The organism is Edaphobacter dinghuensis, assembly GCF_014640335.1.
In the GTDB taxonomy this organism is placed as follows: domain Bacteria; phylum Acidobacteriota; class Terriglobia; order Terriglobales; family Acidobacteriaceae; genus Edaphobacter; species Edaphobacter dinghuensis.
In genome coordinates this window covers 198,059-215,278 of the sequence record NZ_BMGT01000004.1, presented here as the reverse complement: position 1 = coordinate 215,278, position 17,220 = coordinate 198,059, and the positions used below count along the sequence as shown (strand labels likewise).

Below are 17,220 nucleotides of genomic sequence, written 5' to 3'. Positions count from 1 at the left end.
TTCACTTATCGCGGATTTCGCTGGGCAAAGAATTCGACATTGCCGATCAGGCCCGATTCAGGCAACTCCTGAGGTTGACGAAAGATACCACTCGAGCGGCCTGGAGGTCCGCCCGGAGGCGTGAGGATTCTTTGACTAACTGGCAATAGGCGGTCACCTATCTGCCGATTGGTCCACTCGTTCGTCACCGCAATCTCAAGCTTGTTCGCTCCCGGATGAAGAAGCGGTGTGACATCGACATAGTATGGAGGGGCCCAGACTAACCCCGCAGACTTTCCGTTTACACGCACCTCTGCGATATCGCGAACAGTGCCAAGATCAATCCAGATGTGTTGACCTGTATGGAACCACGAAGCCGGAGCCTCGACAGTTTTTAAATACGTGGCCGTACCGGAAAAATACTTCACACCCGGGTTGCTATTCGAAGTCCAAGAAGTGAGACTCGCAAGCTGGATGCTGGACGGCGCTCCCCAGTGCGACGGAAAGGTCAGAGTCCATGGACCTTTGAGTGTAGCGAGCCGAAGATCGATAGGCTCGGATGTCGCGCGTGAGTCTCCATGCGCCGGATGGCGAAAGATGACAAAGACAGACTCGCGCTCGGCGAGATCGAGCGGAACAGTGGTGAAGCCTGATACCTCGGTGTAGGCCGCAGGCTGAAGTCCCAGTTGCCGATTGCCGATGCGATTCGGCACGTAGGCAACGGTTGAGTAACCCACAGTATCGCCTGCTTTGTTATCCGTCATCTCTCCATTCATAGGCCGCCAGACCTGAACGTCTCTTCCAGCCACACGAAAACGCGCATCGATATGCTCAGGCGCATCGGCCTGATTGGCAACGAAGTAGATATCTGCATCTGACGTGCGCCGATGAATCCAGACAGGAGGAGCATTGAGCGGTTTGGAGGAGGCGAAGTCAGGCGGTGCGTCGATGCGGCTGAGGACTTCATTCAGCGAAAGCCCCCAGTAGGTCATGCCCTTGCCGAAGGCGTGTTGCGTGAAGGTAACTCCATCCATATCGCCCCATAGATCGGTGGCAAGAGAGCGCACCTCATTATCGGCTTCAGGATAATGGAGCAAGCTCGGAGAGTGCGTAGGTCGCGGCCCGACGATGGTTGCTCCCGCTTCCACCAGATCATGCAGCTTATGCAGAACCTCCGGCGTCATCTTCGTCGTTGGCGGAAGAATAAGGAGGCGATAAGTCATGCCATCGGGCATCTCAGTACTGCCATCAACATGGATGCGTCCATCAGCGATCACGCTGGTATGGTGCAGTAGGATGTCAGTATTTACATAGTCGTAATCGTAGCCTGCAGGTGGCGCAGGCTGAAGGCCGCTGCCCCAGAAGGGCATCGTGGAAGGTGCGCCCTCGGGTAACAGGTACGCAAGATCGGCAACCGGGTCGCCCTGCTGAAGCATGTAAGAGACACGGGCGATGTAGGTCATGAAAGGCTTACCGAGCTCGGCCCATGTAATGTTGCGATTGATATGAGAGCCAACCATTGTGTTGCCGGGCTTGGTGTCGAGGGGCTGCTCGGCTGAGGTATGAAAGACAAGACGGTTAACGCCCTGCGCGAACCAGTAATCCGCAATCTTCTTAAAGGTATAAGGAGATTCGTAGCCTCCGCCGGTAAACGACTCCGTCGCCACCAACGGTTTGCCGTAGACGTGAGCGGTTGAGGCAGCGCCGCGAACATCGACGTAGTACATCGACTCTGGATGCAGCGCATGGACCCAGAACTCAGCCATCGGAATATCGATGTGGCTCTTATTGAGCAGTGTGTCCTCTGGAATCTCGAGCGCTACTCCCGATGCCTCCGAGTATGCCTTCATTCCCAGTTTGTGCAGCTCGGAATCCATAGTGCCGTAAAACTCACCCGCATAAAGATCAGCGAGTGTCCGACGAAAATCCCATAGAAAACGATCGCTGATATCGGCATTTCCAACGACACGTCCTGCGAGGACTGGAAGATATGGTCTGGGATCGTAGCCGCGACGACGCTGAAACTCCGCGAGCATATCGTCGGTCCAGTTCTGCATCCCTGCTTCCCAGCTATCCATCGTCATGTACTGCACCGTCGATCCGATCAAGTCGCCCAGATGCTGCTGCATAGGATCCATGTATCCCTTGAAGTATTGCTGCACATACTTCGAGCTGAGTTTGTCGACCTCGAGACCGCTGCCGGCTGGAACAGAGGGGCGGTTCCTTGCGCCAGTCAGTGCATAGCCCATGCGCAGAATCGTCCAGTGCCCGGCAGGGACATTCCAGTGCAGCGTGCCGTTTTTGTCCATTTTGCGGGTGAGGTCGACGATGCTGTCGCTACCAATTTCGGCGGCTGCAGGCGCAGAAGGCGTAGGCACCACATCGTACCTGTCCATCAGACTGCCGAAAGCTCCTTTATCCTCCCACCGATTAACTCGAGCATCTGAGTAAAAGATTGCTTCTGTCAGCGTGTATTCACGCGCGGGAACAGTAGGAGCACCATGAATCACAGCAGCGGGAAGTAGGCCTGCGCCATCCAGTTCGACACGGAAGTACTTTGCAGTGACAGCCGGAAAAGCGAAGGTGCGAATGCTGGCGCTGTGATATCCCTGTGGGCCGGGCGTGTCGAGAATCGTGCGGAAGTGTACGCCATCGTCGCTTGCAAGAATGCGGCCCACCGGAATGCGCCCGTGAGCGCCATACGATAGGGCGCGCGCGGTGTAGGGTTGTGCGAATTCGTACTGCAACCATGCCGACCTGCCGTCCGCTGGAGCAGCGATGTTCACGGATGTCATCAGGCTGCCATCGAGCAGCGGTGTGCCGTCGATCGGTCCATTGTTCGTCGTGACTTTGGGATGCAACGAAGCCATTGACACTTCATCGGCTGGAGTGCGGTATGCAACCACAGCAGAGTCGGCATAGAAGTGCGGTGCGTCCGGCGTGGAGCCTGCGTTTGAATCGCGAACCGGCCCTTCGTTCGAAGGCGGCTCTGCCAGCTTATTTGAAAAATCTACCGGCCCGGCAACATCGGTTTCGCTCCACACCAGCCGCTTCATCGCCATCTCAGGCTTTACCCACGGACCTCCGGCTTCGCTCCAACCTGCACAACTGAAGATCGACATCTCTAGTCCAAGTTGCTTTGCGAGCGTGGCCGAATGCGCCACAGCGTGATACCACTCGGGCGTGGCGAAGTGGATCTTCGGCTCAACAACCTGTCCATTCCCCAAAGCAACGTCCACTAGTTGGAAGCCGCCAATGCCTACGCGCTTCATCCACTCCAGATCCTTGGTAATACCGTCTTCGGTGACATTGCCATTGGTCCAGTGCCACCAGATGCGAGGTTTAGCCGAATCTGGAGGGTTGATAAACCCCTTTGCCAATGCGTCTTGTTCCAGTGGCTGAGAGGCATTTTGTGCGAAGACAAGAGTTGCAGCAGCAAGAGTAGCGGCAGCAATCGTCAAACCGATAGCCGTACGTTTCGGCACCATAATATCTCCAGCAGGTAATCGCGCTGATAGCTCGAAGCGAACTTATTGCTCCGGGTGAAGTTGTGCTTTGAGGAACTGCACATAGATGTCCCAGTCGCTGGGCACCATGCCATGACCGCCCTCGTGCATGTAGTAGTTGAGGCCATTGCTGAAGATCGGTGTCTTCGCTGCAGGCCATACATCGGTCCCGAGATCCTGTTTGCCGAGCAGCTTGTAGACGGGGCCAGCGGCGACGGCGGCCAGAAACTCTCCCTTCGGGTCGGACCAGTCATCCGTACTTCCCGTCTGCAGCAGTAGCGGCCGCGGAGCGATCAGAGCAATCAGCATATTCGCATCCATCGGAGCCGTATCCGGAAAGCCTGCATACTTTGCGAAGTTCTCCGCAAACTGATACGGATACCGGGTAGGGGCCGTAAGGTGCGCGATGGTCTCGCCATAGTCGCGATGGCTTAGCGCAGCACCACCCTCTCCCGAACAACTTGCGATCACCGCGGCGAAGCGCTGGTCATGCGCGCCAGCCCACATAACCGTCTTGCCAAGACGCGAGACACCGTGAATCGCAACCCTCTTCGCGTCGACCGATTTGTCCGTCTCGAAATAATCTTCGACGCGACTCATCCCCCATGCCCATGCTGCGATCGAGCCCCAATCGTCAGCGGCGCGCTTAGTCTCGCCTGGCTTCAGATATCGTGCGCGAATGCCGTTGGAGAATCCTTCGAGATCATCGGGATCGATATCTCCGTAATAAAAAGCAGCTACACCTATTCCCGCGTCAAGTATCGGTTGCACGTCTAGACGCCCGAAACCTCGGCCCGCAGGCGGCACAATCAGAGTATTTGTCTTCGGGCTCCAGACCTTCTGTGGAGTAATCCCCGGATCATTCACTGCATTCTGTATCGCCCCAAAGTTGATACTGAAGAACATCGGGACCGGCTTCTTCGCATTTACCGGAATGTATTCGAGCAGATGAATCACCGGCCATGATGGATCTTTGGAGAGATGGATATCGATCTCTTTACGAATCGCCGTACCGTTCAACGCGGGCGTTCCCTTGTCCACTACTTCGAAGCTTTCGTCCGCCGGACGCCCAGGCGCAATACCATACTGTTGCGTCTCGAAGAGGCGAACGATCTCGGGACGCCGCTTCTTGTACCAGGTCTTCGCATCACGCACTTCCTTCCCATCGTCGAGCTTCAGCGCATCGGGAAGCGTGTAAGTGCCTACCTTTGACTGGTCATAGTTCACCGGAATGCCGGCAACCACACTCGGGGCTGGCTTTGAGACTGGAGGAGCAGGCGGAGTTGAAGGCGGAGCCTGGCCCTTCATGGTGAGTACAGTGAAGGAAATAACGCAGAGAGAGGATACAAACTTCAGTGTCATAATAATGAGCTCCAGAAGAGCACCATATTTGAATTTATTTCTACAGGGAAATTTATACCAGCGAACATTAAATTTCCGCAGGCACAGTTGTCAAGCAACCCACCGCTCATGCGTGAGTTGCAAAGCATTCGACAACCTATCGAAAGCAGAAAGTCAGGCAAATGCTGCGGATCAGCTCACAACGATTCGCTCCAGCTTAAGGCGCAGGAAGCGAAGCGCCAGTGACGTCTTTGCGGGGAGACGAAGCTTCGCTTTACCTTGGTAGATTTCCCGGCAACACAGGGATCGTCATCTCCCATGGCTCGCGACGGTTCACAGGGCCATTCTAGTGCCTGGCATCGGCCTCCATAACAATGCGTTATTACGGAGACCGATGCTTTATAAGTTATCGCAACTCCATCCCTGGCTTTGCCGGTTCTGTATGAAGATTTATCTCAGCCGAAGCCATGCTCGGCGCAGTAACCTTCAGCCGAATGAATCCAGCCGTTCTGGACGTACGCACAACAACAAGCGCGCGTCCATGAAAGAGCGCACGCTGGTCTCCCTGGTAAGACTCCGTGCTTGTTCCGTCTCCATTCCCTACCGCGATGATCGTACCGGGGCCGCTGATCGTGAAATTCACTTCAGCTGCCGCATTCGGCTGCATTAGCCCGTGAGCATCCACCGCCTCCACTGTGATGAAGGAGAGGTCCTCGCCATCTGCCTGCAGGACTTTGCGATCAGGCGTAAGACGAATCTTTACCGGATCTCCTGTTGTGTGCAGAACGTCCGTTGTGACCTCGCGATCTCCATTGACTCCAACAGCCTTCAGCGTGCCCGGCGCGTAGGCAACAGTGAATAGGGCTTTTCGCTGCTGCTCTGTACCTGTTGGCATCTCGCCTACAAGCTTGTCGTTGAGATACAACCGCACCTTTTCGGTATTGGCATAGACCTCAACCTGCATCTCCTTGCCTTCGCGTCCTGGCCATGTCCAGCTTGGCAGCGTTGGATAGACCGACCAACCAATCGCAACGATCTTCTTCCCTTCCGGCTCCGGCAACCGCACCGTCGCAAAGACCTTGTCTCCACCGTTCCACAGGATGTCGCGATAGTAGGACTGCGGCTTGCGAAAGCCTGTCAGGTCGATATCACCGGAATCTGCCGCGTGCCACGGAAAACCAGGAAACATCAGCTTCATCATCGGGTTTGGCGCTGCATTCTGTTGCTTCGCCATTGCCTCGAAGGGATCTTTTCCATCGGCTCCCATGTTGGCCATCATTTGATTCATCATCGAAGAAACCTGAGCTACTTGCCCAGCCTGTTCCGGCGTCGCGTAAGACCAGCTTCCAATTCCCGACTCTCCCAGATAGTCCATCGCGGTCCAGACAAACTCACCAAGGATATAGGAGTGTTCGTGAGCCAGCTTCCAGTTATCAAATGCAGCCGAAGGTAGCGATTCGGTCGTCATCATAATCCGGCTCGGAACCCGCTCATGGTCCTTAGCCTGGTTCTGCTTCAGGTTGTAGTTGTAGCCGGCTATATCGAGATGTGACATCACTGCATCCGTGCTGGGCGTGTAGGTCGCCCCCGGAAACGCCTCAGTCAAAGGCCTGGTGGTGTCGAGTGCGCGTACACGGTCGGCAAGCTGTTTTGCAAGCGGACCGCCCTTCGGAGTCCATGCTTCGGGAATCTCGTTGCCAATGCCCCACACGATGATCGATGGATGGTTCCGATCACGCAGCACCATCGAGTCGATATCCTGTTGCCACCAATCGTTGAAAAAACGCGCATAGTCGTACTTCACCTTGCTCTTGGTCCAGACATCGAATGGCTCGTCCAGCACCAACAGTCCCAACCTGTCACAGGCATCCAGAAAAGCAGGCGACGGAGGATTGTGCGCTGTGCGCACAGCATTGAACCCCGCGGCCTTCAGCAGTTCGACCTTGCGTTCTTCCGCCCGATCAAACGCCGCAGCGCCAAGCGGCCCATCGTCGTGGTGCACACTTCCGCCTACAAGCTTGATAGATCTTCCGTTCAACAGCAGCCCTTTATCAACCGACCACGAGAGAGTACGAATGCCAAAGCTGGTCTCGACCCGATCCACGACTTTGCCGCCTCGTATCACCTCCGTAACGGCACGATAGAGCGTCGGAGTTGCGGGAGACCAGAGAGCAGGACTTGCCACTGCAATCGTCTGACTCGCTTCTTCGTGCGATCCGGCTCCTACCTGCACCTGCGACTGCTCCTTCGCAACCGGCTGCCCAGAGGCTGAAAGCAACGTTGTCCTCAAGGTCGCGTTGTCCGCACTGGCAGAGTCGTTTTGCAGCCGGGTGCGCACCACAACACTCGCACTCGTATCTGTAGCCTCGGATGTGCTTACAAAGACTCCCCATGGAACGACATGGAGCGGCTCTGTCACAACAACCCTGACATGCCGGTAGATGCCCGATCCGCTGTACCAGCGGCTGCTTGGCTGTTGTGAGTCATCGACACGCACGGCAAGAATGTTTGCCTTGGAGAAATCGAGGTCATGCGTTAGATCGAATCGGAAGCTGGTGTATTCATAAGGATGAATGCCGAGTTTCTTCCCGTTGAGATAAACGGTCGCATTCGACGCGACACCATCGAACTCAACACTCACCTCCTTCCCCTTCCAACTGCCGAGAGCAGAAAAGGTCTTTCGATACCAGCCGATACCGGCAGGAAAGTATCCGCCGCCCGAACCGGTTGCATTCTTCTCGTTTGGAGCCTGCTCGATACTCCAATCGTGCGGCAGATCCACGGTTCGCCAACTGCCATCCTGAAAAGAGGGCGCTTCGGCATTGGCAGGATCGCCCAACAGAAACTTCCAATTCGCATCTGCGTTGAGTTGTTGGCGCGGCGACCGTGACTGCTCTGCCCTCATAGAAGCAGCCGACAAAAATAACGCAGCAAGAACGGTCGGGACTATCAAACGGTGTGCTCTTTGCATCGTAAGTCTCCCTTTTTGCGATCAATAAGTAAGGCGTCATTCGTTGCAGTTACAAACTAGGTCGCACGCAAGCCAAGCAGCAGGATGCGCACTGTTTCTCGGAAGAGGAGCTCGATGGGCTGGCCGTACTCCTTTTCCACCCGGCTTCCCAGGGATGCCAACCGTCGTTGAGCTCCAATAACGGCGTTCACGATAGCGTGCAAGGTAAGCTCCGGATCGAGGTCAGAGCGCAGTGACCCATCCGCAATGCCATCCCGAATCAGAGCGGAAAGCTCCTCAAAGCGACCGGGAAATATCTGTTCTTCAAGCGCCACAAGACGCTCAACCGACCAGTCGAACGCATACCTCGCATCGAACTGCGCCATAAAACGCACCCGCGCAGAATGTTGCACCAACTCGTCTCCCAGAGCCTGCAACAGAGCCGTGATCTTCACCAAGGCTGATCCCGTCGCGTCGTCGATCGAAGTGCGAATACTCGCGGACGACTGCACCATCAACTCTTCGACCAGAGCCCAGACAATCTCATCCTTGCTCGAAAAATACTCATAGAGCGTCGAGGCCCGAATGCCTGTCGCAGAGATGATGTTCGCCATCGTGACGCGGTCAATGCCGTCCACGTCGAAGAGCTTCTGCGCCGCAGTCATGATGCGGCGTCGCTGCCTTTCGCGATGAACACGATAGGGTGCACTCGACACATTTGAAGTCTTTGAGAGCATGCGAAGAAACCATCTCCCTCAAATTCGAATACTATGTCCAAATTTGGATGATTGATACGAAATCAACAGCAATGGAGTTGTCAACAAAATTCCGCATGGCTCCTCAAAATTTTTAGAAAGGGGAGATTGCAAACATGAGCATTAGCCGCAACTTTTAGATTGGCAAATCCAGAACGCTGTGGCTGCAGAGAAGACTATAAATCGCCAAATCATCTGACAAGCCGATGGCGATTAGTACCAGAAAAACAACTTTTCGGTACTAATCGCCGGATGACCAGACCAGCAGTTGGCCCAAGTATTCGGCATTCGGCTCATTCAGTTCTTAGTGAGTGGCCATGTTGTGCGCGCGCAGATATACGGCCAGTTCGGCAGGAAGGTTAGTTTGGATACCGGCTGCACCTTCGTCAATAGCTTTCTGCCATGCCTCCGGGTTGTCGGCGTCACCAAGGCGGTCCACGAAGATCTTCGCATTTGCGTCTTTGGCACAGGCGATGACAGGATCTTTGAAATCGCTGGCGTCGAAGGCGATGACCTGTAGTTGCATGGCCCGAACGAAGAGCTTGCAGATGTCCGGGCTGAGAGCCTCTGGCATGACCTTCAGAGTTGGACGAATCTTGTGCACTTCATAGAGAAAGAAGGGATTGCCATAGATCACAACGTGGTCTTGCATATCGTGGCGGACAATGGTGTCGATTAGTTGCTGCGGATCGGCATACTTCGTGTCTACATAAACGTTGATCTTGCCATGGGCGAGATCGAGAGCTTCATCGAGCGTGGGAACCTTGGTTCCAGCGAACGTTGGGGAAAATTTGATTCCCGCGTCGAGCGCACGAATTTCAGCGAAGGTATGCTTGTAGACCTCGCCGGTACCATTGGTGGTGCGGTCGAGCGTACTGTCGTGCATGAGGACGAATTTACCGTCCGAGGTAGTGCGAACATCGAGTTCAAAGTAGTCGGCACCTGCATCAATGGCAGCCTGAAAGGCAGGTAACGTGTTTTCAGGGTGATGCAGATGTTCACCACGGTGAGCAATAACCTTAATTGTCTTTCCGTCCTCCTTCGGAGTCCACGCTGTTTGAGCGAAAGCCATGTTACATACGAAAGTGGAACCGATCAGGAGCTTCAGAATAAAGCTACGCATTTTTTATTTGTCCTTTTATTAGTTGAAGTGGTTGTGGTTGCATTCCCTCAGAACCTGAGGCGACCAACGATGAGCAGCATGCGCGGATCCTGAGCGCCGGTAACCGTGCCAAAAGTTTTCGTGTTAGTGAGTGATGTTCCCAAGCCAGAAAACTGTGGATGGTTGAAGGCGTTGTGCGCATCGACGCGGAAGGTGAAGGCGGCGTGCTCCCACAGCGGGATATCGCGCATAAGACTGAGATCCCATACATTCTGGCCAGGACCATACAGCGACGCGCGGGGTGCGTTGCCGAGAGTATCCGCTGGAGTCGTTGTGAAGGCTGCGGTATTAAACCACTTCTGTACTGTGCGCGAACCGTGGGCGATGTTGGGATTGCCTATCTTCGTTGCGTATTGGCCTCCCGAGAAGATATTGAGACCATCTCCCTGCGAGACGTTGTAGGGATACCCCATCTGGAACTGGGCCACCGTGCTGATCTTCCAGTGCCCAATGGCCTGAGAAACCACCGGCGTATGCGGAAGGAATCTGCCTCCCGATCCAACGGGCAGAGCATAGACACCCGTGAGAGAGAAACGCTGAGGAATATTGGTCATCGCAGTACCCCACTGCGCATGCAGGTTGTAATAGTTCTGAACGAATACGGCATCGGCACGCGATGGCGCATCGACATCATCCAGTCCATGGGCCCACGTGTAGGCGGCACGAGCCGAGATACCGTTGCTCCAGCGATGACTCAACGTTGCGAGGAGAGCCGCATATGCCGATGCTCCGCCATTGGTGAGACTAGAGATCGTAAGGAATTGGGGATAAGGACGAAGACTCTGAGCAGTCTTCAGCCCCAGGCAACAGTTCGCTGTTGGAGCGATCTGATTTATCGGTAGATTAATGGGCTGATGTACACCATGATTGCCCTCGTAGTCGATCTCTGCGATCCAGTTACGACCGAGATCCTGCTGAATGCCCAACTGCCACTCCTGTAGGTACGGAAGAACAGCATGTAGCGGCAACTGGGTGACGCTCGATGAAGGTTTGGTCAGACTGGTCGGTATCAGCGGCTGACCATTGGGGCCGACATTGGGAGAGTAGGCAGGAACCCCTTGCGAGAGTTCGTAAGCCGGAGTAACACCATCAGGGCTTTGGAAGGTTGCATTGACTGTAGAGGGTGAAGTAAGTCCTGTGGTACCAAAACCAATGCTGGGAAGCTGATAAATTCCGTAGCCACCGCGTAAAGTGGTGTTGGAAAAGAGACAGTAATTGAAGCCTACTCGCGGCAAGATTCCGGTATAGATATTCGGAATGAGACTATGGGGAGCACCGTTGTAGCCCGCGAATTGAATTCCACCCTGCTTCCCTGTAGCGGGATCGATGATATTGGGATTGAAGGTATACATGTTGCCATGTTCTTCGGAGAACGGACCGTCAAACTCATAGCGCAGCCCCAGGTTGATCGTGAGGTTTGTTGAAAGCCTATAGTCATCCTGGATGTAGCCTGCAAAGTAGTTAAGATTTTCGTGGAAGATCGTATTCGTCGTGTTGATCGTTGTGGTGGCAGGCAAGCCAAGCAACATATCGGCGAGACCGATCCCAGTCTGTCCGGGCACAGCAGTAAACATTCCTGAGAAGGTATATTTTCCAGCGAGAACGCCTGGCGTGTAATAGCTATAGGCGTATCTCATAAACTCGCCTCCAACTGAGAGACTGTGGCGCCCTATCTGGAGGACCATCGCGTCGTTCAGAATGTAATGGCCATCTCTCGTTCTCTCAAAAGAGCCTGCGCCAAAGCTGGCATACTCCGTTGTCGAGACAGAAGGAAATTGGGTGAGAGGAACACCCTGCAGACCGATCGCGCTTGCATTAGCGGGTAATGGTGAGCTGAAGTTCTCCTCCGAAACGTAGCCGAAGCGGGCTTCGTTGGAGATGCGGGGAGAAAAGATATGACTCCACGAAACTTCGTAGTGATCGTCAGTCCAACCATTGAATGCCGAGGTATTCGCCGCGTTGGGAATGTCGATAGTAGGTTGGTTCCTCGGCCCGTCTCGCGAGAACTTTGCCCAGATGTGATCGTAGTCGGAGTAGTTATAGTCAATGCGGCTGGCGTTATAGAGGTAGCTGCTGACTGAAGTGGGATTGGAACAGTAGTTGTTATTGTTGAGATTGCAATTTGGCTTTGGAAAGAAAGATGCGATATTCAGACCGATTTGGTCGAGCCTAGACTTAGGAATGATGTTCCCCGGAAAGGGTGTTCGAACAGTCGTCTTGCCAACAACTTTGGTCGTCAGAGGATCGTAGATTGTGGCAGTCGGGCCTCCCTGTGGCGAGGGCCCCGAGAAGTCTCCGTTCAGTTCTGCCGCGGTGGGCACAACTGTATTGAACGGAGAACTTGCATGGGTGAGGGTGTCTTCCCAATCGGTGAAGAAATAGAGGCGATGTTTGCGACCGTCGAAAATCTTTGGAATCAGAACAGGGCCGCCGATTGATCCACCAAAGTAGTGGAAGGACGATGGATTGATGACCGCACCGGGAGCAGTAAAGTAGCCAAGCGCATTAAGAGCCTGAGAGCTGTAAGACTCAAAGGCGCTGCCGTGAAATTTCTCGGTACCAGACTTTGTCGTAGTAAGGATGGCGCCACCACCACTCTGTCCGTACTGAGCCGAGAAAGGAGCCGTTAAAACCTGGAGCTCTTCGGTGGAGTCGGGCGTCGGGATAAGACCATAGGTGCCATCGACACCCATGTTGCTGGGAAGGCCGTCGATGATGATGGGATTGTCGACAGGCCTTCCGCCACCCAACGAAAGGTTGTTGACGTTGGAATAATCCTGGCTGGTACTGGAAGCCCCAGCAAAGCTCTTAGTAATAAGAAACTCATTCGCACCCTTGGTGCCAGTGCTTTCAGGAAGATCGACGAGCTCCTGTGTGTTGAGCTCCCCGCCCATCTGCGGGTTAGTGTCGTTGAGCGCACTTGCAGCACCGGTGACAGTGATGACCTCGGAGTTTGTTCCGAGCTTCAATGTCCCATTGACGACCAACTCCTGGTTCAGAACGATATTTAGTCCGGCTGTAACGTACTGGGCAAAGCCATCTTTTTCAAAACGAACGGTATAGGTGCTCGGTTTGAGAAAAGAGATGTGGTAGACCCCGACATTATTAGTTACGGACTTGTATTCGGTAGTGGTGTTGTTTTCATGAACGGTAACAACCACTCCCGGCAGCACCGCTCCGCTTGGGTCTTTAACGACGCCGCTGATCGAGCCATAAAAGGTTTGGGCATAGAGGGGGTAGCTAGAAACGATAAGAGCAATCAGCAACACCAGACCAGTGCCTGCCTGAAGAGCCCGGCGGCACATGCGGCCCTCGCTAGAGAGGGATCGGCGATAGATGGAGACAAGGAAGGTATAGATAACGCAATGCATATGATCCCCAGAATTTGAAAACGTTCGTAGAGAGTGACGGATAAGGCAATAAAACGGCGACTGCTCCGTATCAGCGAGGAAGGCTCAACACAGATTCAGCTTCGATAGCCAGACAATAACAGGGATATGTTAATAAGGGACAAAATATGTAGATATTTTGATAAATAATTACACGACAACAGGACGAGAATCTGAATAGCTCATAGAGGCACGCATAGTTTCTTTTTTTGACTTATCCACGTAAAATGCGACGATTGGACTCTAACTCTGTACCTTGAGAATGGAATGAAAATGAGTGAAACTGCAGAACACTCTCGACTCGATTCGATCATCCAAATGTTAAAAATAAACACATCCGCTTCAATCGGTGAGATTGCAGAGGCATGTCGCGTGTCACAGATGACGATCAGGCGCGACCTCCAAAAATTAGTCGAGGCCGGCCAGGTAATTCGGATTCCGGGAGGAGCACGGATTGAACACTGGCGAGGAGCAGAGCGGAGTTTTTTTGAGCGTCTGCAGAAGATGTCACACGCCAAGCAAAGCATTGGCAGCGCGGCATCGGCGCTGATACACGATGGGGAATCCGTAGTTCTCGATTCAGGAACAACCACTCTCTATGTAGCTAGAGAGCTACGCGTGCGGCGAAATGTGGTGGTGTTCACATTTTCGCTCTCTGTTTTGGAGGAACTTACCTCTGCAGAAGGAATTCGCGTCGAACTTACCGGTGGCGTCTATCGTTCGAGTAGCCACGACCTCATCGGACATGCCGTTGCAAAGAGCCTTACCTCAATCTATGCAGACATCGTAATCTTTGGCGCCGCCGCCATATCGTTCACACGTGGAGTTATGGTTCACGATCCCGATGCACAACGTGAATTATTGCAGGCAGGTAAAAAGAAGGTTCTCGTAGTCGACAGCAGCAAGATAGGAACCGAAGCCACCTATCGTCTCTGTGGCATTGAGGATTGTGATCTGATCTTGACCGATAAAGGCATTTCCAGTGAAGACCTCGCACGATTGAGCCGAATCGCGCAGGTGCAGGTCGCCGAATGAACTCCTATTAACGTTCTGTGTATAGCAATTCGGTAGCCTGATAACGAAGAAAGTATGTCCTGTTGAGAGCCAACTGGAAATGAGCCTCTTTGAAGATCAGGTTGCCGCTGCGATCGCACCTCACGGTTTTTTTGCTATAAACAAACCGCTGTGGGTGGCCCGTGCACCTGGTCGACTCGATGTAATGGGAGGCAATGTCGACTACACCGGGGGCATGGTTTTGCAGGGCCTTCTTCGCGAGGCCGTTTGGGTCGCAGTTCAGCCGCGAACCGATGATGCAATTCGCATCCTCAACCCTGGGGCAGAACAGTTTGGCTGGGAGCCTTACTTAGAACTTCGGATCGATGACCTTCGCACCCCAGAAGGTCTTCGTTTATTTTGTGGGCAAATAGAAGGTTCAGACTGGGGTTGTTACATATTGGGCGCGCTCTACTTCTTGAAGGAGTTCTATGGCTGTGCTGGCGGGATGGATCTATTCATCTCGTCGGATCTTCCTCCCAATAAAGGTGTAAGCTCCTCTGCTGCGCTTGAAGTTGCAACTCTCAAAGCGGCGTCAGCCGCGTGGGGAGTTTCTCTTGACGGCATTGTGCTAGCAACGGCCGGTCAGTGGGTAGAGAACATCATAGTTGGTGCGGCGTGCGGCATCATGGATCAGGCTGCGATTGTCCTGGGAGTAGAAAATCACCTTATTCCCATGCTTTGTCAGCCATGTCAGCCGTCTCCCCCTGTAATGTTGCCTGCTGATCTTCAGTTTTGGGGCATCGATTCCATGGTTCCTCGCTCGACCACCGGAGCTCCCTACGAAACTGCTCGTGCCGCAGCCTTTATCGGATACAAGCTGATCTGCCAGCGCGAAGGAATTGATGTGATTCCAACGAAGATGTCGGGAATACCGCGCTGGACCGACTCGCGGTGGCATGGCTATCTATCGAACCTCACGCCGTCGGAGTTTCGCTCAAAGTACGAAAGTGTGTTACCGGAATTGCTCAGCGGGCGTGAGTTTTTGGAATGTGCTGGAGAACATGTCGATCCGTTCACAAAAGTTGATCCTGACAGATCGTATCCCGTTCGTGCAGCAGTTCGATACGCAACCGAAGAGAATCTTCGAGTGCAAATGATACGAACACTGTTCGAATCTGCCGATAGAACTCGATCAAACAATTCGTCTCAGCTCATTGGAGAGATACTCTATCAGTCACATGTTGCTTACAGAGAATGCGGCCTCGGTTCCGAGGCTTGCGATGAACTGGTGTCATGCGCACTCGACGCCGGCTTTATCGGTGCAAAGATGACTGGTGGTGGCGCGGGCGGCGTGGTTGCGATCCTTGGTAGCTCCGGGGACCAGGACGCCATCCACTCCGTCGCCCGGAAGTACGCCGCCGGACTCGATGCGATGCCTCACATTTTTGAGGGAAGCTCAGGTGGAGTCGATGCTTTTGGAATCCGTACCTTTGAGCTTCGCATAGCACGGGGAATCCTATAGTGCCTTCGCGACGGAGCAACCGCCTGCTCTCCGCAGTTCTGCTGCTGATGGCTGCAAATCTGTTGTGGGCAGGACAGGGTGTAGCGGTCAAGCTCCTCAGCGGAGGTCTAGAACCGCTGGCCATTGCGCTTCTTCCGATCTATTTCATCACCATCCTTGGCCTCGGAATTTTGGCCACGCAGAGAAACGTCGCGCAAAAGTTCAGGGCCGCGTGGAGATTGCGCCGCGAATTTTTTCTGGCTGGAATATGCGGTCAGTTGACAGCGCAAGTCGGTATGACGCTTGGTGTCAATTGGTCTTCAGCATCGAATGGAGCGATCCTCAGTCTGCTGATTCCCATCTTTGGGGCACTTATTGCCGTGTTGTTATTGCACGAGCGTCTTTCAACTCTTCGCATTGGTGCGCTGCTGCTTGGTCTCGCCGGGGTGTTTTTACTCTCGCCACTGCATAGTACAGCCGGGTCCGGAACTCGGACACACGAACTCGCAGGAAATATTCTGATCGCTACCGGCTGCCTCGGTTCCGCCTTTTACAATGTCTACTCCAAACGGCTGCTGAATTATTTCTCCGGGATCGAAACGCTGTTCTTCAGTTATCTTTCTACAACCGCCTTTAGTCTGCCCATGCTCTTGATTCTTGAGCCACATTGCTTCAACGGCCTCACGCAACTTACGCTCACTCAATGGGCTACATTTGGATATCTCGCCGTCTTCCTTTACGGAGTTTCGATGGTGTTCTACCTCAGAGCACTTGGAACTGTAGATGTCATCATTGCATCGGCATCGCTTTATCTAATGCCTCTCTTCGGAGTGGCGCTGGCCTTTAGCATTCTCAGAGAACGGCTTGCACCCCGATCGATTCTTGGAGCAGCCATCGTTCTCTTCGCGACCTTGATTCTCTTTCGATTCGATTACGCCCTCTAATTCTCACCCGGCATAACCCGCTCTCCTAAACGGGAGACTTTCTCAAACTGCCACTATTGTTAATATTTAACACAACTGCTTTGTGGCACAGTCCGAAATAATTACCATAATAATGTACGCTCGTGAATGGGATTCCAAAAGCTGAACGATAAGAGGGTACTGTGGGTTATGTGAATTATTTTCTCCGAGAGCAGGACAATTTTGTTATTTCCACGGACCCGAATCTCCTGGATAAGGACACAGTATTTGGGTTTCTTAAGCAGGCAAAATGGTGGTCGGGGTTGACTCAGGAATCTCTCGCCCTCGCACTGCATAACTCACTTTGCTTTTCTCTTCTTGAAAGCGGCAGGCAAATTGGTCTTGCCAGGGTGATCACCGATTGTGTCACCTACGCCTATCTATGCGATGTATACATTGTGGAAGAGCGAAGAGGGCAGGGCTTGGGATCTTGGTTGATCCGCTGCGTTTTAGAGCACCCAAACTTAAAAAATCTGAAACGAGTAGCGCTAATCACTCACGACGCTCAGACGTTTTACCTTGGTCTCGACTTTCAATTCACCACACATCCCAATTGTTATATGGAGCGTCTTCAATAGATCGCGAGAGACCACTCAAATAATAGCGTCGACTAGCGTTTGCAGGAGACTGTCCGGAAGTAAGGAAATCAAAGAACCCGCTTCAGTCTCGACAAAGAAAT

General features: G+C 53.4%; 10 protein-coding genes. 4 read left to right on the top strand and 6 right to left on the bottom strand.

Annotation, left to right across the window (positions count from 1 at the left end; translation table 11 throughout):
- Positions 1-5 precede the first annotated feature (5 nt).
- The 6 genes from IEW09_RS17205 to IEW09_RS17180 form a co-directional block, all read right to left on the bottom strand.
- The gene (locus IEW09_RS17205; RefSeq protein ID WP_188555495.1) at positions 6-3,467 is read right to left on the bottom strand and encodes a glycosyl hydrolase; all 3,462 of its coding nucleotides are present in this window, start codon (positions 3,465-3,467) and stop codon (positions 6-8) included.
- 42 nt (positions 3,468-3,509) lie between these two features.
- Entirely contained in the window at positions 3,510-4,847 is a 1,338-nt protein-coding gene (locus IEW09_RS17200) for a glucuronyl esterase domain-containing protein (protein WP_229739409.1), read from the bottom strand.
- A 385-nt stretch (positions 4,848-5,232) separates the two neighbouring features.
- Positions 5,233-7,731 (bottom strand): glycoside hydrolase family 2 TIM barrel-domain containing protein, encoded by a 2,499-nt coding sequence (locus tag IEW09_RS17195; protein WP_188555494.1) that lies wholly within the window; start codon positions 7,729-7,731, stop codon positions 5,233-5,235.
- 122 nt (positions 7,732-7,853) lie between these two features.
- Positions 7,854-8,513: a TetR/AcrR family transcriptional regulator gene (locus IEW09_RS17190; protein ID WP_188555493.1), complete on the bottom strand. Its 660-nt coding sequence runs from the start codon at positions 8,511-8,513 to the stop codon at positions 7,854-7,856.
- A gap of 322 nt (positions 8,514-8,835) precedes the next feature.
- On the bottom strand, positions 8,836-9,603 hold the full coding sequence (locus IEW09_RS17185) for a glycerophosphodiester phosphodiesterase family protein (RefSeq protein ID WP_229739408.1): 768 nt from the start codon (positions 9,601-9,603) through the stop codon (positions 8,836-8,838).
- A 98-nt stretch (positions 9,604-9,701) separates the two neighbouring features.
- Positions 9,702-13,064, bottom strand: coding sequence for a TonB-dependent receptor (locus IEW09_RS17180; RefSeq protein WP_229739407.1), 3,363 nt, complete (start codon positions 13,062-13,064; stop codon positions 9,702-9,704).
- A gap of 291 nt (positions 13,065-13,355) precedes the next feature.
- Between IEW09_RS17180 and IEW09_RS17175 the strand changes: the two genes are divergently transcribed.
- The 4 genes from IEW09_RS17175 (at position 13,356) to IEW09_RS17160 (ending at position 17,119) form a co-directional block, all read left to right on the top strand.
- Positions 13,356-14,117: a DeoR/GlpR family DNA-binding transcription regulator gene (locus IEW09_RS17175; protein WP_188555491.1), complete on the top strand. Its 762-nt coding sequence runs from the start codon at positions 13,356-13,358 to the stop codon at positions 14,115-14,117.
- Positions 14,118-14,196: 79 nt separating this feature from the next.
- Positions 14,197-15,600, top strand: a complete 1,404-nt coding sequence (locus IEW09_RS17170; protein WP_188555490.1) for a galactokinase — start codon at positions 14,197-14,199, stop codon at positions 15,598-15,600.
- Positions 15,600-16,523, top strand: a complete 924-nt coding sequence (locus IEW09_RS17165; protein ID WP_188555489.1) for a DMT family transporter — start codon at positions 15,600-15,602, stop codon at positions 16,521-16,523. Before IEW09_RS17170 ends, IEW09_RS17165 begins: the two co-directional genes overlap by 1 nt.
- Before the next feature lie 161 nt (positions 16,524-16,684).
- The gene (locus IEW09_RS17160; RefSeq protein ID WP_188555488.1) at positions 16,685-17,119 is read left to right on the top strand and encodes a GNAT family N-acetyltransferase; all 435 of its coding nucleotides are present in this window, start codon (positions 16,685-16,687) and stop codon (positions 17,117-17,119) included.
- Positions 17,120-17,220: the final 101 nt, after the last annotated feature.

Excerpts from the sequence above, each read along its gene's own strand:
- IEW09_RS17205 (WP_188555495.1), bottom strand. The coding sequence starts at position 3,467 with ATGGTGCCGAAACGTACGGCTATCGGTTTGACGATTGCTGCCGCTACT.
- IEW09_RS17185 (WP_229739408.1), bottom strand. The coding sequence starts at position 9,603 with ATGGCTTTCGCTCAAACAGCGTGGACTCCGAAGGAGGACGGAAAGACA.
- IEW09_RS17190 (WP_188555493.1), bottom strand. The coding sequence starts at position 8,513 with ATGCTCTCAAAGACTTCAAATGTGTCGAGTGCACCCTATCGTGTTCAT.
- IEW09_RS17170 (WP_188555490.1), top strand. The coding sequence starts at position 14,197 with ATGAGCCTCTTTGAAGATCAGGTTGCCGCTGCGATCGCACCTCACGGT.
- IEW09_RS17180 (WP_229739407.1), bottom strand. The coding sequence starts at position 13,064 with ATGCATTGCGTTATCTATACCTTCCTTGTCTCCATCTATCGCCGATCC.
- IEW09_RS17175 (WP_188555491.1), top strand. The coding sequence starts at position 13,356 with ATGAGTGAAACTGCAGAACACTCTCGACTCGATTCGATCATCCAAATG.
- IEW09_RS17195 (WP_188555494.1), bottom strand. The coding sequence starts at position 7,731 with ATGAGGGCAGAGCAGTCACGGTCGCCGCGCCAACAACTCAACGCAGAT.
- IEW09_RS17200 (WP_229739409.1), bottom strand. The coding sequence starts at position 4,847 with ATGACACTGAAGTTTGTATCCTCTCTCTGCGTTATTTCCTTCACTGTA.